Genomic DNA, 22,298 nt, shown 5'->3' with positions numbered 1-22,298 from the left:
AAAGTAACAACCTTTTTTTTACCATATAAGACATTTAAGGTAATATAAGTTTTTACAAACTAAAATCAAGAGCTTTTCTTAATTGAACTTACATCCCTTATATGTTTTAAAATTCAAGTTACAAAAGACACAAAAAGAAAACCATTTGTTCCGACAAATTACAGTGTCAAAAACAAATGGTTCTTAAAATTGAACTAAAATTAATTGTTATACCAATTTTGCTGCAATCAAATATTCAGCAATTTGTATCGTGTTTGTCGCTGCTCCTTTTCTCAAGTTATCCGCAACAATCCACATGTTCAATGTATTTGGCTGGCTTTCGTCACGACGAATTCTACCTACAAAAACATCGTCTTTTCCTTGCGCATACATTGGCATTGGATACATGTAAGTATCATTGTTGTCCTGAACTACAACCCCATCCGTATGATGTAAAATATTTTGAATATCCGAAACTTCGAAATCTTTGGTAAACTCAACATTTACCGCTTCACTGTGACCACCAACAATAGGCACACGAACAGCAGTTGCCGTCACAGCAATTGTTTTATCGCCCAAAATCTTTTGAGTTTCACGAACTAATTTCATCTCTTCTTTAGTGTAACCATTGTCTTCAAAAGAATCACATTGTGGAATTGCATTTCTATGAATTGGGTATTTATACGCCATTTCACCTTGGATTCCTGCATATTCATTTTCCAATTGTTGCACCGCTTTTACTCCTGTTCCAGTAATGGATTGATAGGTAGAAACAATGACACGTTTGATATTGTATTTTTTATGTAAAGGAGCTAAAACCAAAACCATTTGAATTGTAGAACAGTTTGGATTAGCAATAATTTTATCTTCTTTTGTCAATTCGCCAGCATTGATTTCCGGTACGATTAATTTTTTGGTTGGATCCATTCTCCAAGCCGATGAATTATCGATAACTGTTGTTCCTGCTGCTGCAAATTTTGGAGCCCATTCCAGCGAAGTTTCGCCACCTGCAGAAAACAAAGCAATATCAGCTTTCATATCTACTGCCGTTTGCAATCCTACCACCGCATATTTTTTTCCTTTGAATTCGATTTCTTTCCCAACTGATCTTTCAGAAGCTACAGGGATTAATTCTGTAACAGGAAAATTTCTTTCTGCTAATACTTTCAACATTACTTCGCCAACCATTCCAGTAGCGCCTACAACTGCTATTCTCATAGTATATTTTTATTATTTGGACAATCAATTTGAATTGCAAAAGTAAGTAATATTGAAATCAAAACAAGCGTGTTCACAAAAAATAACAAATTGTTATAATTATAACAACCTATGTATTTAGACTTGTAAGATCTGTGATTTGTCATTTTTAAACACAAAGAAAAACCGCCTCAATTAAGAAGCGGTTTAGTTAGAATATATAGTATAGCGGTATTATTTTTTTAATAAATCTCTAATTTGAGTAAGCAATTCCTCCTGAGTTGGACCCGCAGGTGCAGCAACGACAACCTCCTCCTTTTTCTTAGCTTTTTCAGCAGCTCTTAAAATAACAAAAATAAAGAAGGCTATAATAACGAAGTTAATGATTGCCTGAACTAAATTACCATAAGTAATTACAGCGGCTCCGGCTTTTTTTGCTGCAGCTAAATCAACATAACTATTGCCATCTAAAGTAACAAATTTTTGTGTAAAATCTATTCCACCTGTTATTAGTCCTACAATTGGCATGATAACATCATCGACCGCAGAACCTACGATTTTACCAAACGCAGCACCAATAACTACTGCAGTTGCCAAACTCAATACATCACCTTTCATTAAAGATGCTTTAAAATCGCCGAAAAATCCCATAATACATTAATTTAAGTTAAACTTGTTTTTACATCACGAACATAGTTAAAATTTTAACAAATCCATAAAAAATTTAATAAATTTTTAACTATTCTCTATAAAACACACGTTTTACCCGTTGAGATACACTTGTAAGAATTTCGTACGGTATTGTATTCAGTTTTTCAGCCAGATAATTTACGGTTGGATTTTCACCAAAAATAACTACGGTATCCCCTTCATTGCAAGCAACACCAGTAATATCTATCATCAACATGTCCATACAAACACTACCTATTATGGATGCTTTTTTATCTTTTATCGCAATATACCCGTTTCCATTCCCCCATGCTCTTGAAATACCATCAGCATAACCTATAGGAATCGTGGCGACTTTGGTTGGTTTTTCAGCAACAAATCGCCTACCATATCCCACACTATCCCCTGCAGGGATTGTACGTATTTGTGATATAATTGATTTTAAAGTTCCAACATTTTCCAGGTATTTTTGTTCTTCCGCATCATTTGAAATACCATAAAGACCAATTCCTAAACGAACCATATCAAATTGAGAAGCGGGAAAATTACTAATCCCTGAAGTATTTAAAATATGCCGAATGGGTTTTATTTGTAGTTCCACCATCAATTTTGAAGACAGTTTCTCAAATAAATTAATTTGTGATTCCGCAAAATCTTTATGGTTTTCATCATCACTTGTCGCCATGTGCGAAAGGATACTTTTTATCTCAACTGTTTTATTACCCCTTAATGTCTCAATCAAATCATCAATCGTATTGGCTTCAAAACCCAAACGATGCATCCCAGTATCAAGTTTGATGTGAATGGGAAAATTCTTCAATTTTTTTTGTTCTGCAATTTTAAGAAAGGCACGAAGCCCCTTTAAACTGTAAATTTCAGGTTCTAATTGATGTTGAATGATTGCAGAAAAGCTTGTGCTCTCCGGATTCAGCACCATAATAGGCAATTGAATTCCCAGATTTTTTAAAGAGATTCCTTCATCGGCGAAAGCGACACCCAAATAATCCACTTTGTGATGCTCCAGCAATTTAGCAATTTCAAATCCACCATTCCCATAACCAAAAGCCTTGACCATTACCATCATTTTGGTTGCTGGTTTCAACTTTGATTTAAAGAAATTTAAATTATGGCTTATCGCATTCAGGTTAATTTCAAGTACCGTCTCATGTGTCTTCTCTTCTAGTAAGGAAACAATTTCTTCAAATTGAAAAGTTCTGGCCCCTTTTATCAAAATAGTTTCATTGCTGAAGATTAAATCGTCAAAATCAGCAATGAAATCGGCTGTGTTTTTATAAGTAATGCAGTTTGTGAATTTATCTTTAAATGCCGAAATAGTTTCTCCAATACCTATTACGCGACTTATTCTGTTCGAAATAATAAGCTCTGCCACCTTCGAATACAATTCCTCATTCGACAAACCACTTTGAAAAATATCCGATAATATCACCGTTTTCTTTTGATATTGCTTTTGACTTTCGAGAAAATCCAATGCTATTTTTAGAGATTGAAAATCCGAACTATAACTGTCGTCTACTACACTGCAATTATTAATTCCGTTTTTGACTTTCAAACGCATTTCAACAGGATACAATAATTTCATTCTGTTTTGAATCGTAGTTACATCGTATTTGAAATACAACAAAACCATCAAACATGAGATTGCATTTTCGACAGAAGCCGCATCCTGAAAAGGAATTTGTATTTCAAAACTTTCCTCAACATGACGAATATGTAAAATTGTTTGATCTAATACAGGACTTTTAGTAATAAAAACATCAGCTGTTGAATCTTTGAAACTCCAGGAAAAAAGGCGTCTATTTTCGTACCTAAACAAATTAGCATCAACAATCTCACTCTTTTGATAAATAAGCACTTCCGAATCCTTGAACAACAGGAGTTTCTCACTTATCTTTTCGCCTAAGCTTCCAAAGCCTTCATCGTGCGCAGACCCTATATTTGTTAAGATTCCAATTGTTGGTTTAATGATTTTTTCCAGTTTTCCCATTTCTGAACCAGTCGAAATTCCCGCTTCAAAAATTCCAAGATTGTGTTGCTCATTTATAGCAAGCACTGATAATGGAACACCCACTTGTGAGTTGTAACTTTTAGGACTTCGTATGGCATTATAATCCGGACTAAGCAGAAAATTAAGCCATTCCTTCACAATTGTTTTACCGTTACTTCCGGTTAATCCAATCACTGGAAAATCAAAAAGACTGCGATAAAAGCTTGCAAATTGTTGTAAAGCCTCTAAAGTATTTTCGACAATCAGAAAATTAGCTTTTCCTGCACAATCGACAGGAATATGGGTAACCACAAAATTTTGTACTCCTTTTTCAATTAAATTTTCAATATATAAATGCGCATCATTATTAGCTCCGACCAATGCGAAGAATAAAGTCTGCGAACCATTTTGCAAAGAGCGACTATCAATAGAAACAGCGTCTATTGTTTTAATTTTATTACTATCTACAAATACAGCCTGCATTTGTGAAATTATATTTTGAATTTTTAGAATCATTAATTTAAAAAGCGAATGAAGCTCATTTAAGGATTTATACAAATTACCCCAAAAAAGAAACCAATAGTTTATTCCCCAATTATTTAATCAGTAACAATTATTGTTCTTTATGGTTCATCAAAAATAACACTTCTTTTGCCAATGAATACTTTGAAAACTGATAAATTATAATCAATTTACAATTATTAAGCACCAATTGGAATTATTTAAAAGTCTTTACAAAAAGTTAACTAACTCAAAAATAGAGCTTGCCTTTACAAAATTATTTATATTTGTTGACACCAATCAACATCACAACTCTTGAAAAAAATCCTCCCTATATTTTCTTATATTTTTCATCCGATATTCATCCCGGCAATGGCCACCCTGTTTTATCTTTTTTTCAACACCACTATATTTGGAACCGAAGAAAAATTATTTGTGTTTTTTCAAGTGACGATTATCACAGTAATTATTCCGCTACTATTTTTTCTAATATTAAGAGCTGTTGGTAAAATTGATTCTATTATGGTTGCTGAAGTAACGCAACGCAAAATACCATTGATTCTTCAATGTTTTTTAATCATTATATTGGTTCGAAAAAGCATTACTATACAACGATATCCTGAATTGCATTTCTTCTTCTTAGGAGCGTTGCTTAGTACTATTTTGGCTCTTTTATCATTATTTGGCAATATAAAAGCAAGTTTGCATATGATGGCAATAAGCGCACTGACCGTATTTGTAATTGCAATAAGCCTACATTTTCAATTTCAGAATACTTTTATCATTGCATTTTTAATACTCGCAAATGGCCTTGTTGCATCCTCTCGTATAGAAATGAACGCACATACTAACAAAGAATTAGTTATAGGGTTTATTTTAGGAAGTATTCCGCAGTTACTTTTATTATTTTTATGGCTATAATATATAAAAGATTATTCCAATATTTAAGGACTTCATAGCAATGGGCTGCCCTTCAATTTTAGCCGATTTAAATAAAGAATTCAAACCATAATAGGCATATACATTTATTGTATTATAACCCGTTGAAATATACGCTCCATAAAGAAGCTTATTAAAATCATTATTATTGGTTACAATGATTTTTCCCTGAGCATCTTCAAAAATGGATCTGTCAAGAATTAAATAACTCAACTTGAAGCCACCGTAAATCCTCCAAAACTTATGGCTTTCATAAGTCGATGTTCTCCATCTAAATTCTAGAGGTACCTCAACTAAAAGTTGTGAAAATTTATTTTTATTAAAACTGGTATCTGGATCAATAATCGAATAAGATGGCGCTTGATCTGATTTATAAACCGCCAGATTCTGATTATAATTATTATACGACAGCCCAATTCCAGCAGCTATTGCATGCGTTCTATTTTTGTTCGTAGGCATATCCCTTAAAAATCCAAGTGAAAATCCAGTAGACAATTTGCTTTGAGACAAACCGTCGGGTTTATTTGTTAAGGTATTATATGTAAATCCAAAATAGAATTGGTCCTCCCTGTACAATGAATCGATTTTTACTTTTGAAGCACCTTCTAAAGTTGTTATTTCCTGAGAAAAAACATTGAAAATATTTAGAAGAATAAAACAACTTACAAATAATATTGCGTTGCTATTTTTGTTTAACGATTGCTTCATGTGAGTCTTAAAATATATTTTTCGATTAAACTATTGTTTATCGTTGCACAAATATAAGATTTTGACACGTACCCGAAGCGTATTCCTGCGAAAAAACGCAGTTCCGAATTTCATTAAACTCTTTAAAATTCTGACTTATAATCAAATCAAAAAGTTATAAAAAACAACATCAACATTAAAGCAATCATTGACAAACTTGCGGTAGTAAAAAGAAATGCACCCATATACAAAAACATCCCTTCTTTTTTATTTTCTGTTTCCATCTTTTAAGTTTTTTAAATTTCTAAATTTCAGCCTTTTTTTAATAATTTATCAAACACTCGGTTTTTATGGGTTCTTCACTTAATTGTTTGAAGAATTTTCCAAATAATAATTTCGCTACAGTATGATTTTTAATCCTTACTTAAAATTACAAAACTGACGTTTATACTACAAATATAATCGATAAAATACACAAATATTTATTTTTAGTATTTATTATCTTACATAATTCACATATTTTGTTTAATTTTTAATACCACCAAAATCGTTTCAATGTAATAAGCACAGTCAAAACCAACACCACAGCAAAAAAGACGATAGTATGAATAAATTATTATTGCTCGAAAACAAAAATCAAGAAGACTAAAGAAAGCCATAGGTCCAAAAACTTACTTATCAGTGATGGGTTTCTGAAAAGAGAATGGAATCAACTGAACACATACAAATAGCTGTTATACATTCAAATAGGGCTAATTTCCGTCAACCCTCGAAGGACGCCTCACAAAGAAAATACTGCATGGAATTTCACGCCTGACCTTTTTTGCCTTATACGCTCAGACAAATAAAAAAGTTTGTAAAGCTATAAAACAAAAAATGCTTCCCTTTCAGGAAGCATTAATTTCTCAGCAGAGAGGATGGGATTCGAACCCACGATGCAGTTACCCACATACTAGCTTTCCAGGCTAGCTCCTTCAACCACTCGGACACCTCTCTATTTATTTGGTCTGCAAAGAACACGAAAAAAAATGAGTTAGAAAAGTAAAATCTAATTATTATACCATTTCTCCTCGTAAAGATGTTTCGAAAATCTTTTTGAAATCATTCGACGCAATTTTTTGACCCAGCAAATACATTAATTTCGTGATTGCTGCTTCAGTGGTAATGTCTTTTCCAGAAATAACACCAATTTCTTTCATAGAAGTACTTGTTTCATATTGACCCATACTCACACTTCCGGCGGAACATTGCGTAACATTAATGACATGCAGGCCTTTATTAATGGCTTCTTTCAAAAGGTTGATAAACCAATCTTCTGTAGGAGCGTTTCCGGCTCCATAAGTCTCTAAAATGACTCCTTTAAGATTCGGAATATCAAAAATGGCAGCCAAAACAACTTCGCTAATTCCCGGAAACATTTTAATAATAGCCACATTGTTATCTAACGCCTTATGCACTTTCAAATGTAAATCAGTTTTTAAAGGCAAAAACAATTCTGAATTCAGTGTTAGATGCACGCCAGACTCTACTAAATGAGGATAATTTGGTGATGTGAATGCGTTGAAATGTTCCGCATTTATCTTTGTGGTTCTATTCCCTCTGTATAATTTATATTCAAAGTACAGACCTACTTCACTAATAACTGGTTTTCCATTTTCACGCAAAGAAGCAATTTGAATAGCAGTTATCAGATTCTCTTTTGCATCAGTACGTAAATCGCCAATAGGCAATTGGGATCCGGTAAAAATAACTGGTTTAGACAAATTTTCCAGCATAAAGCTTAAAGCAGATGCTGAATAAGACATCGTATCAGATCCATGTAATACTACAAACCCATCAAATGAAGTATAATTATCAGCAATGATTATTGCAATATTTGCCCATTTTTCAGGATTCATATTGGACGAATCAATAGGATTCTCAAAAGAAATAGTTTCTATCTCACAGTCCAATTGTTTCAATTCCGGAATTCTTTGCAACAACTTACTGAAATTAAAAGCCCTAAGCGCACCGGTCTCAAAATCTTTTTTCATACCAATAGTCCCACCGGTATAAATCAAAAGTATTTTGGATTTAGACAACATCATGATATTTTAATGTATTCACAACGGGATTAGCATACATGGCAAGAAAACCTTCCAACGCAACTGGATTATCATGATCAATTCTCATTTCTAATCGGCGCTCAAAAAGTAATTTCTCGCTCTCCGTATATAAGTGCGAATAGGTATTGGATTTATTCACTATATCGTAAGCGATGAAATTTGTAGGCCATAATTTATAATTACTCAATATTGCATCGTCAATAACTTGAGCTAAAGCTTGTATCTGCTTGTTAGTGTTGTCATTTTCAGCTGTGATTTTATCAATTTCAGTATCTAAAACTTTACCTACATGAATATGAATTCTCTTTTTTTGTCCCATAGCACCACTAAGAATGGTCATGAAATCCTCATTTTTTTCCTTAATATAAATTTCGTTGTTGGCTTCTGCCATCAATTGAGGCATTTTCAACGCATCAGTAGGGTCATATTCATATGAAATAGATACTGGAACTATTTTTATTTTTTTGAAATAATCCATCAAATTCTTCTCGTCAGAACCCATCCCTAACATTTTTAAAACGCCTGGATTAGTCACATCATTTCCATCTTTTGTTCTTCCTTCTCGCTGTGCAATCCAAACGGAACGATTTTCATGAAGTAATAAATTCCCAATATATTCTGCTAGTAATTTGGAGCTTTGGAGCATTTCTCTAGGAGTCAGACCTCGTAATACCAGAAAATTACGATTCAGTTTCGCTAACGTACTTAAAAAAGCCTTTTTAACTAAATTATCTCCAATTGCCGAAGCCGTCATTCCTAAACCATGCTCAAATAATGCTGTATTCAATAAGGTTGTATCCAAAAGAATATCTCGATGATTCGAAATAAACAAATAGGAAGTATTTTTTTCCAAATTTTCAAAACCAGAAGTCGTCAAACCCTCAGAGCTTTTCTCTAATACTTTTTGAACGGAATGATAGATGAAATTACATTGAAAATCACGTATAGAATGCGTTTTCTTGAGTTGTTCTTTCCAAACTTCGTCTTCCACATCAGGGAAAGTAAAGTTCATTAATGCCTTCATCATCGGATGATGTATCACATTGTGAAGAGCCTCGTTTACTTCGGAATCGTAAAATGGCCGAATAGCGTCAAATTTTTGCATTTTGGTTCTCAATTTTTGTGTGGGCAAATGAACAAAAAAAATATTAAAATAATGTAACTTCTTCTTTAAATACCAAAAATAGCTTTAGAATTCTCAGTTGTTACCCTCGCAATTTCATTTGCCGAAAGACTATAAATCATAGCCAATTTATCTACGACATTAATTAAATAACTACTCTCATTGCGCTTTCCGCGAAAGGGAATTGGGGCCAAATAAGGAGAATCCGTTTCCAGAACGATGTGTTTTAAATCTATTTGATGTAAGAATTGATCAATTTTTCCATTTTTGAATGTTACAACGCCACCTATACCAAGCTTCATATTATAGGAAATCGCTTTTAAGGCTTGTTCGTAAGTCCCTGTAAAGCAATGAAAAATCCCAAAGAGATCATCCGATTTCTCATCTTCCAAAATATTAAATATTTCATCGAAAGCTTCTCGACAATGAATGACAATAGGTAATTTATAGTGTTTTGCCAATCGTATTTGAGTTCTGAAAGCAATTTGCTGTTCTTGCAAATGGGTTTTATCCCAATACAAATCAATCCCAATTTCACCTATCGCATAGAATTTTCTTTTCTTCAATTCATTTTCCACATGCTGTAATTCTTCCAGATAATTCTCTTTTACGTAGGTTGGGTGTAAACCCATCATCAAGAAAACATTGTCAGGATAATTTTCCTCTAATTCGTACATCGCTTTCGTACATGTTGAATCTATAGCGGGAATAAAGAACCGTGAAACTCCAACATTTATAGCACGTTGTATCATTTCGCTACGGTCTTGATCGAATTCCTCGCTGTAAAGGTGCGTATGCGTGTCGGTAATTATTATGGTTGTTTCCAAGTGTAAAGTTTAAGGATACAAATTTACAAGATTAAAACTAGTCGAAAAAGTTGTTTCATAAAGATTCTCAAAGAAAAATAGGATTCTCAAACTTCCTTCAAAAATTCATAAAAACTCCATGTATCTTTGTGCAACACAAATTAAAATTCTGAAATAAATTCAGCATAAATGAAAAACCTCCACGATATTCTTAAAAAAGAAAATTATAAAAAAGTAAAATTCAAAATTACCAAAACACAACATCTTCTAATAAAAGCTAAAATCAATGGAGTCATGGGGAACTTTATCCTCGACACGGGAGCTTCAAACAGTTGTGTAGGATTTGAAAGTGTTGACCTGTTTTTATTGGAAGCAAAAAAATCAAAGACGAAAGCTTCCGGTGCCGGAGCAAACGGAATGTTTACGCAACTTGCTACAAGAAATCAACTGCAACTTGGCTCGTGGAAAAATTTGGATTTTAATCTCATTATTTTTGATTTATCTCACGTAAACGAAGCATTAATACAGCACAAATCAAAACCTGTACACGGAATCATTGGTGCCGATGTGTTAATGAAAGGAAGAGCGATTGTAGATTACTTTAATCATTATTTGTATTTAATGAAATGAAAAATAAGTACAAAAAAAAGAGAGCATTAGATATCTAATACTCTCCAATTCTACTACAAACCCAACTAACTTATTCTTTGATAATTTTACTACTATTTACTTTTCCATCAATATTTGTTTTTACGATATACACTCCTTTTTGAAGTTCATTCGTTTGCAAAATAGTTGAATTGCTTTTTGGGCTTTTTACCAAAACCTCTTGACCCAAAAGATTATAAACAGATACTTTTTCAATTGTACTATTTGCCTCAATTGTTAAATAATTAGTAACCGGATTAGGATACATTCTAACTTTTGCTGTTTCAAAATTGGCAACACTTAAATTTGTAGCCACTTTGCTGAAAAAGACATTGTCAATATAAACGGTTCCTGCCGGCGCTCCCGAAAATACTAATTGAGCAATATGTCCTCTAGTGGTCAAACCTGTAAACTCAGACAATGGAATGTCGTAACTATTCCAACCTGATAATGTTGGCGTACGTGTAACTTCAAATTCTACGTCATCACCTCCTTGATAAACTCCATTTGCACCAAAATCAACTAGTTTAATTCTAAAAGTTGTTAAATCTGGTGTCCATACATCAATATGAAAATACAACATTGGCGTCGCGTCTATTGTACCAGTAACATCCACTCCAAAATAATTCAAATTATCATATTTTTTAGTATCATTCCCTGCAACTTGCAACTCAGTTAAATTACTACCTGCTGACCAATCCGTTCTCCAAGTTGTAATAGGAACATTGGTATACGCATTACTAAATAACGAAATAACATTTGATTGAGCCGTTGGTGGTGTAGGAGCAGCCACTGTAGGAGCAGTCGCAACAACAACTGCAGCAGTTTTATTAAAATAGACATTGTCAATATAGACAGTTCCTGCTGGTGCTCCTGAAAACACTAATTGAGCAATATGTCCTCTAGTCGTCAATCCTGTAAACTCAGACAATGGAATGTCGTAACTATTCCAACCTGATAATGTCGGCGTACGTGTAACTTCAAATTCCGTATCATCACCCCCTTGATAAACTCCATTTGCACCAAAATCAACTAGTTTAATTCTGAAAGCAGTTAAATCTGGTGTCCATACATCAATATGAAAATACAACATTGGCGTCGCGTCTATTGTACCGGTAACATCCACTCCAAAATAATTCAAATTGTCATATTTTTTAGTATCATTCCCTGCAACTTGCAACTCCGTTAAATTACTGCCAGCTGACCAATCCGTTCTCCAAGTTGTAATAGGAACATTAGTATACGCATTACTAAACAAAGATATAACATCTGCTACTGGTTTCGTAGGCGTTGGAGCAGCAACCGTTGGGACAGTCGCAACAACAACTGCAGCAGTTTTATTAAAATAAACATTGTCAATATAGACAGTTCCTGCTGGTGCTCCTGAAAACACTAATTGGGCAATATGTCCTCTAGTAGTCAAACCTGTAAACTCAGACAATGGAATGTCGTAACTATTCCAACCTGATAATGTCGGCGTACGCGTAACCTCAAATTCCTTATCATCACCCCCTTTATAAACTCCATTTGCACCAAAATCAACTAGTTTAATTCTGAAAGCTGTTAAATCTGGCGTCCAAACATCAATATGAAAATACAACATTGGCGTCGCGTCTATTGTACCATTAACATCCACTCCAAAATAATTCAAATTATCATATTTTTTAGTGTCATTCCCTGCAACTTGCAACTCCGTTAAATTACTGCCCGCTGACCAATCTGTTCTCCAAGTTGTAATAGGAACATTAGTATAAGCATTACTAAACAAAGATATAACATCTGCTACTGGTTTCGTAGGAGTTGGCGCAGCAACCGTTGGGACACTTGCTACTACAGGAGCATCGACTTTTGCAGAAAATCTAATATTATCAACATAACATACATGATCAGCCGTTCTTGTTGTTCCTTCTGGGATAAAATCTGGAAATACAATTATTTGATCAATCCCTGTTGAGACTCCTTCCCCTATTTTTCCGGCAAAATTGAACGTCAACTCTTCCCATTCGTTTATTTTAGTATTAGTAACTGTTATCTCTCCTGTTGAACCTCCGTCAGGACGCGCGAACTTGATTCCCACTTTACTAATAACATCCTTATACACCATCATTTTAACAGTGCTATTCGTAGCATCTAAGGTAAAAGTCCCAATACCGTTCACACCTGAAGCGTGCGCTGTTTCAAAACCTGTATACCAAGCACCCGCAACCAAAGCCGTAAATTTAGCAGCTACATTTGAGGCGTTAATCCCTGTTTTATTAGGATTTGGAGCTAATAATGAAGCCGTTGAACCTCCCGATGGATTATCAAAAGAAGTCAAGGTCCATGAAGAACCATACTCACCTGATTCAAACGTAACTGGTGCATAAGGAGCCGCTGGAGGAGGAATAACTACCGCCGTTTTGTTAAAATAAACATTGTCTATATATATCGTTCCAGAAGTTCCAGAAAAAACAAACTGTGCAATATGCGCTTTTGTAGTTAATCCTGTAAATTCTGAAAGGGGAATTTCTAAGCTATTCCAACCACTTAATGCTAATGTACGAGTCACTTCAAATTCTTTATCGTCTCCCCCCAAGTAAGCACCATCGGCACCAAAATCTACTATTTTGATTTTGAACGTAGTGACGTTTGGTGTCCAAACATCAACATGAAAATTAAGCATTGTAGATGCGTCTATTTTACTGGCTTCAGTAATTACTCCAAAGTAACTTAGATCTGTATATTTTTTAGTGTCATTGCCGGCAACTTGAATATCAGATAAAACATTGCCTGATTGTCCCCAATCTGCTCTCCAACTATCTACAGTGACATTAGTATATGCATTGCTAAATAACGAAATAACATCTGCTGCCGGTTTGGTAGGAGTTGATGCGGCGACCGTTGGGACAGTAGCTGCTGGTTTAGCTGAAAAAGTAACATTATCAAAATAACTGGTAGTTTCAGTTGTTCTTGCATTGAAATCTAAAAAGAATATCATTTGATCAATGTTGATGGTCTCATTTAATCCAATCTTTCCTGAAAAATCAAAAGTTAATTCCTCCCATTCGTTAATTTTAGTGTTTGGCACTTTGATTTCAGGCTGAGCACCACCATTCGCTATTGCAAATTTGATAGCTACATCACTTATAACAGTCTTGTAAACCATTATTTTTATAATACTGTTGGAAGCACTTAATGTAAAAGTTCCAATACCATTTGCGCCCGAAGTGTGGGCGGTCTCAAATCCGGCATATGGAGCAGCACCCGATGCGGTTGTTCCTGCGATAAATTTACCTACTGTGGCTGAGGTGTTAATTCCGCCCGGAAATGGATTTGAAACTTTTGAATATCCAGCACCACTTCCATTTTCAAAAGTGGCAAGTGTCCACGTAGAACCAAACTGTCCTGTTTCGAACGTTATAGGTGCATTTTGCGAATATCCTACAATCGAGATTAGTAGCAAAATGAATAAAGTAATTTTTTTCATGATTTTGAGTTATTGGTTGTTCTCAAATTTATGAATGTATTGCATTACACCTTTAAATCAGCAGTGTGTAAAAACTATACAGGTTTAAAAAGAAATTATTTATTCACAAGCAGTTGTAAACACTAGTATCACTGACACTTAACTTTATTTCCCTAAAGTTTAAAAAATGCATTTGAATCTTTTTGTTTTCTGAATGTTGTGGTGATGTATTGGTATATTCTTATTTTAAATTATTATTTTTTACACTAATCATAATTTTTTTTATAATAAAAAGACGTACCCGTAAAAAAAATACAAATATATTACACATTTGTAACCTGGTTTTTTTAAGATATAATAAAAAATCCCGACTTGTAAAACAAGGCGGGATTGGCATTCTTTATTTGTCATGTGACAAAGTTATAGTATTACAATTCTAATGCTTTTTTAGGATTGTTATCCATCAATAATTCCAATGGATTTTCTAAAGCTTCTTTCACCGCTACCAAGAAACCAACAGACTCACGCCCATCAATAATTCTGTGGTCATATGATAAAGCCACATACATCATTGGGTGAATTTCCACTTTACCATTTACAGCAATTGGGCGCTCAATAATGTTGTGCATTCCTAGAATTCCAGATTGTGGAGGATTGATAATTGGAGTAGATAACATACTTCCAAAAACACCACCGTTAGTAATCGTGAACGTTCCACCAGTCATATCATCAACTGTGATTTGTCCATCACGTGCTTTGATAGCTAATCTCTTGATATCAGATTCAACACCGCGGAAAGTCAAGTTCTCTGCATTACGAACAACAGGAACCATTAGTCCTTTTGGTCCTGAAACTGCAATAGAGATATCACAAAAATCGAAAGCAATCTTATGATCACCATCCATCATTGAGTTAACATCTGGGAATAATTTTAATGCTCTAGTTACTGCTTTAGTAAAGAAAGACATATAACCCAAACCAATGCCACCATGTTTCGCTTTGAATGCATCTTTATATTCATTACGCAAAGTATTGATAGGCGTCATGTTTACTTCATTGAAAGTAGTCAACATCGCTGTTTCATTTTTAGCAGCAACCAATCTTTCTGCTACTTTACGACGTAACATCGATAATTTAGTTCTTTCTGTTCCACGAGATCCTCCAGTAGGAGTTCCCATAGATGGGACAGCATTTACGGCATCATCTTTAGTGATTCTTCCGTCTTTTCCTGTTCCTGTAACTGAAGCAGGAGCTATATTTTTTTCGTCTAATATTTTTCTTGCTGCTGGAGATGGAGTTCCTGAAGCATAAGTCGCTGTTGGAGCTGCTGCTACTGGAGCCGCTTTTGGTGCTTCCGCTTTAACTTCTGCTTTTGGTCCCGAAGTTTCGGGATCAACTGTTTTTGCAACTTCAGCCGCTGCCGCATCTCCTGATGGTTTAGCTGCATCTGTATCAATAAGACATACAACTGCACCAACTGCAACTGCGTCACCTTCTTCTGCTTTTAATGTAATAATTCCGCTTGCTTCTGCAGGCAATTCTAGTGTTGCTTTATCAGAATCAACCTCAGCAATTGCTTGGTCTTTCTCTACATAATCTCCGTCTTTCACTAACCATGTTGCAATTTCAACTTCTTTGATTGATTCCCCCGGTGATGGGACTTTCATTTCTAAAATCATGTTCTACTATTTTAAATTATGAATTTTAAATTTTAAATTGTTTTGACAACAACCTATGTTTATTATATACTTATTCATTTTAGCCCCGATTGCAGTGAAAATCCTTTTTGTCTCTTTTTTGAGACAAAAAGATTGTAACGGAAAGCGGGAAACAGCTCCTGAAAATTAATTAAATAAATTTTTATCAAAAACCATTCGTATCGCATCGGCCTGACGGCGTTTTGCACGAGTGTAACTTCCTGCCGCTGGTGCTGCATAGGCTTTTAGCGAAGCCAATCTCCATTTTACTAAATTGAAATTCATCAACATAAAACTGTAAGCTCCCATGTTTTTTGGCTCTTCCTGTGCCCAAACATAATCATCGGCGTTTGGATATTTAGCAATAATGTCTTTTAATTGTTCAACTGGCAACGGGAATAGTTGTTCGATTCTAACTACAGCAACATCTGTACGACCATTGATTTCTCTTTCGGCAGTAATGTCGTAATAGAATTTACCGGTACAGAAAACCAATGTTTTAACCTCCGCTTTATTGACCGTTTCATCATCGAATGTTTCCTGAAAACTACCGTTTGCAAATTCTTCAATAGTAGAAACTACTCTTGGATCACGCAACAAACTCTTTGGGGTAAACACAATAAGTGGTTTACGGAAAGTTGTCTTCATCTGTCTTCTCAACAAGTGGAAGAAGTTGGCTGGCGTGGTACAATCAGCAACAAACATATTTTGTCTGGCGCAAAGTTGTAAATAACGCTCCATTCTTGCAGATGAATGCTCCGCTCCCTGTCCTTCATATCCATGAGGTAATAATAAGACGATTCCATTTTGATTGTTCCATTTATCCTCTCCACAAGAAATGTATTGGTCAATCATAATTTGGGCTCCATTGCTGAAATCTCCAAATTGTGCTTCCCAAATAGTCAATGTATTTGGGTTTGTTAAGGCATAGCCATAATCAAAACCTAAAACACCGTATTCCGATAAAAGGGAATTGAAAATATTGAAATTTCCTTTTTTACCTTCCAAATTATTGATCAAAATTACTTCTTCTTCAGAATCTTCGACCTTTACCACGGCATGACGATGAGAAAAAGTACCTCTTTCTACGTCTTGCCCAGAAATACGTATATCATATCCTTCCTGCAACAACGATCCATAAGCTAAATGTTCGGCCATAGCCCAATCCAACTTATTGATTTCGAAAAACATTGTTTTTCTATCGTTTATTAATTTTTGGATTTTACTGATGAATTTCTTGTCTGAAGGCAAATTACTGACTGCATTTGCTACTTCTGTAAGTCTTTCTTCAGGATAAGAAGTATCCACTTTTAAAAGCATTTGAACATCTGTAACTTGTTCGAAACCTTTCCATTCATTTTTCATAAATGGCGTGATAATCGTCAAGTTCTTTTTACGGGATGCTTCAAGATTTACTTCAAGATTTGACTTGTATTCTTTTTCTAATCCATTGACATACGTTGCATCGATCACTCCTTCTGACAAGAGTTTCTCTGCATAAATATCCCTAGGATTTTGATGTTTTGCAATAATTTTATACAATACCGGTTGCGTGAAACGAGGTTCATCACCTTCATTGTGTCCGTATTTTCTATATCCTAATAAATCGATGAATACATCACGACCAAATTGCATTCTGAAATCTAAAGCAAACGACATAGCATGTACTACCGCTTCAGCATCATCCGCATTAACGTGTAATACCGGCGAAAGCGTTACTTTGGCAACATCAGTACAATAGGTTGATGAACGAGCATCCAAATAATTAGTGGTAAAACCAACCTGATTGTTGATTACAATGTGAATTGTACCCCCCGTTTTGTACCCATCCAATTGCGCCATTTGCACAATTTCATAAAGAATTCCCTGACCAGCGATTGCTGCATCTCCGTGAACGGCGATTGGCAATACTTTAGAGAAATCGTTAGGGAAATATTTATCTTGTTTCGCTCTGGTAATTCCTTCAATTACGGCACCTACTGTTTCAAGATGCGAAGGATTTGGAGCCAAATTAATATTTATATTTTTACCTGATCGGGTTACTTTTTCAGCCGTTAGCCCTAAGTGGTACTTTACGTCACCATCAAAATATTCCTTATCATAGTCTTTTCCGTCAAATTCTCCAAAAATGTCTTGAGTAGATTTACCAAAAATATTGGCTAACACATTCAAACGACCACGGTGTGCCATTCCCATCACAAATTGCTCTACTCCTTGGTCTGCTGCTTTTTCAATTAAAGCATCCAGTGCGGGAATAATAGTTTCTCCACCTTCCAGTGAAAATCGTTTTTGTCCTACATATTTAGTATGCAAGAAGTTCTCAAAAGAGACTGCTTCATTTAATTTTTCAAGAATATTTTTCTTTTCATCAACAGAAAAACTGGGTTGGTTATCATTTTTCCCTAATTTTTTCTGGATCCATTCCACCACTTCCGGTTTACGAATGTACATATACTCCACCCCAATATGCTGACAATAAATAGTGTCAAGGTGCACTATAATTTCCTGAAGCGTACAAGGTTGAATACCGATAACTTTAGCCGCATCAAAAACCGTGTTTAAATCGGCTGTAGAAAGATTAAAGTTAACTATATCTAATGTAGGTGATGATGTTCTTCTGTCTCTTACGGGGTTTGTTTTAGTAAACAAATGTCCGCGAGATCGATAACCATCAATCAATTTAAGTACGTTAAATTCTTTTTGAAGTTTTTCGGACACATGAACACTTTCCATATTCCCTGAAGCAACATTTGCTATGTAGGTTACAGGATTCTCATCATTATAAGTTGTCATCCCAAAGTCGAAACCTTGAAAAAAACTTCTCCAACTTGGCTCTACGCTATCTGGATTCTCTAAATATTGATCGTATAATTGTGCAAAAAACTCGGTGTGTGCTGCGTTTAAAAATGAAAACCTATCCATATTGTTAGTGTCTGTACTTTTTTGTTAAATAGTTTGACAAAAGTACAATAATCCAGTATATCTAAATCTATTTTTTACCTACTTTTACGTAAAGATTTGTTAAAATAACCAACGAAATATGAAAAAAACATGCCTTTTACCCATTTTAAAACCAATTCTGATTTTTTCGCTACTCTTGTCTTCCGGATTTTTATTGGCGCAACAACAAACGACATCGCTTAAAACTCAAAGTGATTTCTGGAGAAAAGTACAATTTGGCGGAGGCATTGGGTTAAGTTTTGGTTCTGGATATACGGATATTTCAATAGCACCAAGTGCTATTTACAATTTCAACCAGTATTTAGCCCTAGGAATTGGCGCTCAGTACACCTATGTCAAGCAAAAAGATTATTACGCATCAAACTTATATGGCGCAAGTATCATTGCTTTGTTTAATCCAATCGACGAAATCCAACTTTCGGCAGAAATAGAAGAATTGAGAGTTAACGTTAATTTGATTGGTTCTAATAGTAGTTCTCAAGACTATTGGAACACCGGTTTATTTCTTGGTGCCGGTTACAGAACCGGCAATGTGACTATTGGCGCTCGTTATAATGTTCTAAACGATAATAACAATGTTTACGGTAATGCCTTTATGCCATTTGTAAGGGTGTACTTTTAATTTAGCATCATGAAAAAGACCCTACAATTATTCTGTATTTTATTTATAAGTTCCTGTTTTGCACAAAATAACATTTTACAATCCGGTCCTATGGTTGGTTATTGCGAAATGAAAGAAGCAGTTATTTGGTTACAAACCAATAAAGAAGCAACAGTCCAAGTAGCATATTTCACAGTTGATAACCCCTCTAAGATATTCTACTCCGATAATTACACGTCTTCACGAGATGTCGGATATACGTACCATATTATTTTAGACCAATTACAACCTGGCAAAAAATACTTGTACAACATTTTTATAAATAATAAAAAAATCAACTTGCCCTATGAAACTTCATTTTCCTCAAAAAAATTATGGCAATGGCGAGAGGACGCACCTGATTTCACGATAGCATTTGGCAGTTGCATGTACATCAATGAAACTGAATTTGACAGACCCGGAAAGCCTTATGGAAGCGGCTATTCAATTTTTGAAACCATTGCTAAAAAAAATCCGGACATCATGATTTGGGGCGGAGATAATTCCTATTTAAGAGAAGCCGATTGGGACAGTAAAACTGGTATTTATCATAGAAATACCCATTCGAGATCAATCAAGGAAATTCAGCCTTTGTTAGCAAAAACTCAAAATTTTGCAATTTGGGATGATCATGATTTTGGTCCTGATGACAGTGACCGCAGTTTTTACAACAAACATATTACTCAAAAAGCATTTAAGGATTTTTGGGGAAATAAAAGTTACGGAATAAGTCCTGATCAAAATGAAGGTGTTTTTTCAACTTTCAATTGGGGGGATGCACAGTTTTTTCTAATTGACGATCGCTTTTTCAGATCTCCGGACAATAGAATTACCGGCGAAAGAACAATGATTGGAACGACACAATTCGAATGGCTTATTGATGCTTTAAGTTCATCAGTCGCGAGTTTTAAAATAATAGTAATTGGTAGCCAAGTTATAAATGCCGTTCCGGACACCGAAAATTATGGCCGCTTTCCTTTAGAAAAAGAAAAACTGCTGAAGGAAATCACGGACAATAAAATAAAAGGAGTCTTTTTTCTAACTGGCGACAGACATTTTGCCGAAATGTCAATGCTTCTCCGTGAAAATACTTATCCTATTTACGATTGGACGGTTTCGCCATTGACTGCAGGAATTGTTTCCAAAAAAGTATTAACGGAAGACAATAAATACAAAGTTGCGGGAAGTGCGTTTGTACAGAATAATTTTGGAACAATTTCTTTTTCCGGCTCCAAAGAAAACAGACAGATCAAGCTTACTTTATTTGATATAAACGGAAACGAATTATGGAATAAAATAATATTGAAAAAAGAGCTGCAGTAATTAGTATTTATTTCTAAACCAAACTTTTTGCCATTCCCTTTTTAGAATTAAAAAAGAAACTTGTTCAGAAAGGACTACTAAATCTGATCCGTCCAGTTGTTTTATTTGCTCTTCAGAAACATCAATAATGTATAGCAGATTAAGATATTCGGCAAATTTATACTGTATGAGTCTGTAGATCTTTTCGTGTAATTGCAGTTTCAATTCAGCAGGAGAAATGCTCATGGGAAAATCAATTGCTTCATTAGCGAGATTAAAATCCTTATTCATTTGTTCAATTAACTTTAGGTACAAGGCTTCTTTTTCAGCTTCCGAAATAAGCAAATCAATGTTTTGTGGCGCTACGAACATTTTATTTTAAATTTTAGATTAACGAATTCAGATTTTAGATTTGGCAACAATTTAAATTATATTTTAGGATCATATTTTTTATAGAACTCGAAGTAAAACTTCAGAAATTAAAAATTGTCACTCTAAAATCTAAACTTTTCGTCCCATTAAATTTTCCCCAAAAGTTCTCAATATTGATTTTTTATCATCGTCAATATTCATTTTCTCTATTATTTCAAATGCCTTAAACGTAAATTCCTGAATAGCATCCTGAGTAGCTTTTGAAGCACCTGAACTATTAAATATTTCTTTTACGGAACTAATTTTATCTGAATTGTCATACAGTTGCTCAGCAAATAAACTTGTTAATTGCTGCGCTTCTTTTTTTTCCGAAAACGCTAAAGCTTTTAAATACAAATAGGTTTTCTTGTTTTCAATAATATCACCACCGACTTGTTTTCCAAAGGTTTCAGGATCACCAAAAGCGTCCAGATAATCATCTTGCAACTGAAAAGCCAAACCTAAATTTAATCCAAAATCATAAATTAAATTCGCATTTTCTTTGGAGGTTTCAGCAATAATAGCCCCCATTTTCATCGCTGCGGCCACTAGAACTGCTGTTTTGTATTCAATCATTTTCAGATAATCTGGAATTGTAACATCATTCCTAACTTCAAAATCCACATCCCATTGTTGTCCTTCGCAAACCTGAAGCGCTGTTTTACTGAACAATTTGGCTAGTTTCCGGAATATTTTAGGTTGGTATTTTTCGAAATACTGATAGGCCAGAATAAGCATGGCATCACCTGATAAAATCCCGGTATTTATATTCCATTTTTCATGAACCGTTGCCTGTCCTCTTCGCAAGGGAGCATCATCCATAATATCGTCATGAACCAATGAGAAATTATGGAAAACTTCAACAGCTAATGCTGCAGGTAATGCTTTTTTGTAGTCAGCATCAAAAATTTCAGCCGTCATCAACGTAAGTACAGGACGTATTCTTTTCCCCCCTAAATCTAATATATAATGAATGGGTTCATATAGATTTTTTGGTTCTTTGATTTCATATTGTGATTGCAAATAATCTGAAATGAATTCCTGATACTGATGAATGCTATGCATAAAAATTAATTTTTGGCTAATTTACAGTATTCACAAGAGATTACAAACTGCGTTCCTTAAGGAAATGTTAAATAAACAGAAATACAATGGAAACTTCTTTGGTATTCAAAGTTTCCGT

At 34.6% G+C, this 22,298-nt stretch carries 16 protein-coding genes and 1 tRNA gene; 4 read left to right on the top strand and 13 right to left on the bottom strand.

All coding sequences use genetic code 11. From position 1 onward, the window contains the following. Positions 1–207: 207 nt before the first annotated feature. The 3 genes from BUC23_RS02850 to BUC23_RS02840 form a co-directional block, all read right to left on the bottom strand. On the bottom strand, positions 208–1,197 hold the full coding sequence (locus BUC23_RS02850; RefSeq protein WP_073205126.1) for an aspartate-semialdehyde dehydrogenase: 990 nt from the start codon (positions 1,195–1,197) through the stop codon (positions 208–210). A 213-nt stretch (positions 1,198–1,410) separates the two neighbouring features. Then, the gene (mscL, locus tag BUC23_RS02845) at positions 1,411–1,827 is read right to left on the bottom strand and encodes a large conductance mechanosensitive channel protein MscL (RefSeq protein WP_073205122.1); all 417 of its coding nucleotides are present in this window, start codon (positions 1,825–1,827) and stop codon (positions 1,411–1,413) included. Positions 1,828–1,915: 88 nt separating this feature from the next. Continuing rightward, positions 1,916–4,366 (bottom strand): bifunctional UDP-N-acetylmuramoyl-tripeptide:D-alanyl-D-alanine ligase/alanine racemase, encoded by a 2,451-nt coding sequence (locus BUC23_RS02840; protein WP_073205119.1) that lies wholly within the window; start codon positions 4,364–4,366, stop codon positions 1,916–1,918. 300 nt (positions 4,367–4,666) lie between these two features. Here BUC23_RS02840 and BUC23_RS02835 point away from each other — a divergent pair, with 300 nt between their 5' ends. After that, on the top strand, positions 4,667–5,272 hold the full coding sequence (locus BUC23_RS02835; RefSeq protein ID WP_073205115.1) for a hypothetical protein: 606 nt from the start codon (positions 4,667–4,669) through the stop codon (positions 5,270–5,272). Here BUC23_RS02835 and BUC23_RS02830 read toward each other — a convergent pair. The 5 genes from BUC23_RS02830 to BUC23_RS02810 form a co-directional block, all read right to left on the bottom strand. After that, complete coding sequence (locus tag BUC23_RS02830) at positions 5,267–5,998, bottom strand: porin family protein (protein WP_073205112.1); 732 nt, start codon at positions 5,996–5,998, stop codon at positions 5,267–5,269. The two genes, BUC23_RS02835 and BUC23_RS02830, sit on opposite strands and share 6 nt — an antisense overlap. Positions 5,999–6,886: 888 nt before the next feature. Next, positions 6,887–6,973: transfer RNA gene (locus tag BUC23_RS02825), tRNA-Ser, on the bottom strand. Positions 6,974–7,032: 59 nt separating this feature from the next. Next, positions 7,033–8,061: an asparaginase gene (locus tag BUC23_RS02820; protein WP_073205110.1), complete on the bottom strand. Its 1,029-nt coding sequence runs from the start codon at positions 8,059–8,061 to the stop codon at positions 7,033–7,035. Further along, on the bottom strand, positions 8,051–9,187 hold the full coding sequence (locus tag BUC23_RS02815; RefSeq protein WP_073205107.1) for a 1-acyl-sn-glycerol-3-phosphate acyltransferase: 1,137 nt from the start codon (positions 9,185–9,187) through the stop codon (positions 8,051–8,053). Before BUC23_RS02815 ends, BUC23_RS02820 begins: the two co-directional genes overlap by 11 nt. Before the next feature lie 65 nt (positions 9,188–9,252). Continuing rightward, complete coding sequence (locus tag BUC23_RS02810; protein ID WP_208609302.1) at positions 9,253–10,020, bottom strand: TatD family hydrolase; 768 nt, start codon at positions 10,018–10,020, stop codon at positions 9,253–9,255. Between the two features lie 180 nt (positions 10,021–10,200). Here BUC23_RS02810 and BUC23_RS02805 point away from each other — a divergent pair, with 180 nt between their 5' ends. After that, complete coding sequence (locus tag BUC23_RS02805; protein WP_073205100.1) at positions 10,201–10,641, top strand: retropepsin-like aspartic protease; 441 nt, start codon at positions 10,201–10,203, stop codon at positions 10,639–10,641. Between the two features lie 70 nt (positions 10,642–10,711). Here BUC23_RS02805 and BUC23_RS02800 read toward each other — a convergent pair whose 3' ends face one another. The 3 genes from BUC23_RS02800 to BUC23_RS02790 all read right to left on the bottom strand — a co-directional run bounded on the left by BUC23_RS02800 (position 10,712) and on the right by BUC23_RS02790 (position 18,723). Further along, on the bottom strand, positions 10,712–14,125 hold the full coding sequence (locus BUC23_RS02800; protein ID WP_073205097.1) for a T9SS type A sorting domain-containing protein: 3,414 nt from the start codon (positions 14,123–14,125) through the stop codon (positions 10,712–10,714). A gap of 407 nt (positions 14,126–14,532) precedes the next feature. Further along, the gene (gene odhB / locus BUC23_RS02795) at positions 14,533–15,783 is read right to left on the bottom strand and encodes a 2-oxoglutarate dehydrogenase complex dihydrolipoyllysine-residue succinyltransferase (RefSeq protein ID WP_073205094.1); all 1,251 of its coding nucleotides are present in this window, start codon (positions 15,781–15,783) and stop codon (positions 14,533–14,535) included. A 165-nt stretch (positions 15,784–15,948) separates the two neighbouring features. Next, the gene (locus BUC23_RS02790) at positions 15,949–18,723 is read right to left on the bottom strand and encodes a 2-oxoglutarate dehydrogenase E1 component (RefSeq protein WP_073205091.1); all 2,775 of its coding nucleotides are present in this window, start codon (positions 18,721–18,723) and stop codon (positions 15,949–15,951) included. 118 nt (positions 18,724–18,841) lie between these two features. Between BUC23_RS02790 and BUC23_RS02785 the strand changes: the two genes are divergently transcribed. Beyond that, entirely contained in the window at positions 18,842–19,384 is a 543-nt protein-coding gene (locus BUC23_RS02785) for a hypothetical protein (RefSeq protein ID WP_073205088.1), read from the top strand. A 9-nt stretch (positions 19,385–19,393) separates the two neighbouring features. Next, the gene (locus BUC23_RS02780; protein WP_073205086.1) at positions 19,394–20,725 is read left to right on the top strand and encodes an alkaline phosphatase D family protein; all 1,332 of its coding nucleotides are present in this window, start codon (positions 19,394–19,396) and stop codon (positions 20,723–20,725) included. Here the strand turns inward: BUC23_RS02780 and BUC23_RS02775 are convergent, their stop codons facing one another. Together BUC23_RS02775 and BUC23_RS02770 are read right to left on the bottom strand one after the other, a co-directional pair. Next, a complete protein-coding gene (locus tag BUC23_RS02775) occupies positions 20,726–21,076 on the bottom strand; it encodes a hypothetical protein (protein WP_073205085.1) in 351 nt (116 codons plus the stop codon). A 129-nt stretch (positions 21,077–21,205) separates the two neighbouring features. After that, a complete protein-coding gene (locus tag BUC23_RS02770; protein WP_073205083.1) occupies positions 21,206–22,180 on the bottom strand; it encodes a polyprenyl synthetase family protein in 975 nt (324 codons plus the stop codon). Positions 22,181–22,298 lie beyond the last annotated feature (118 nt).

It is taken from the genome of Flavobacterium xinjiangense (assembly GCF_900142885.1).
GTDB classification, from domain to species: domain Bacteria; phylum Bacteroidota; class Bacteroidia; order Flavobacteriales; family Flavobacteriaceae; genus Flavobacterium; species Flavobacterium xinjiangense.
The sequence above is the reverse complement of the archived record's forward strand: the minus strand, read 5'-3'. Positions and strand labels throughout refer to the sequence as shown.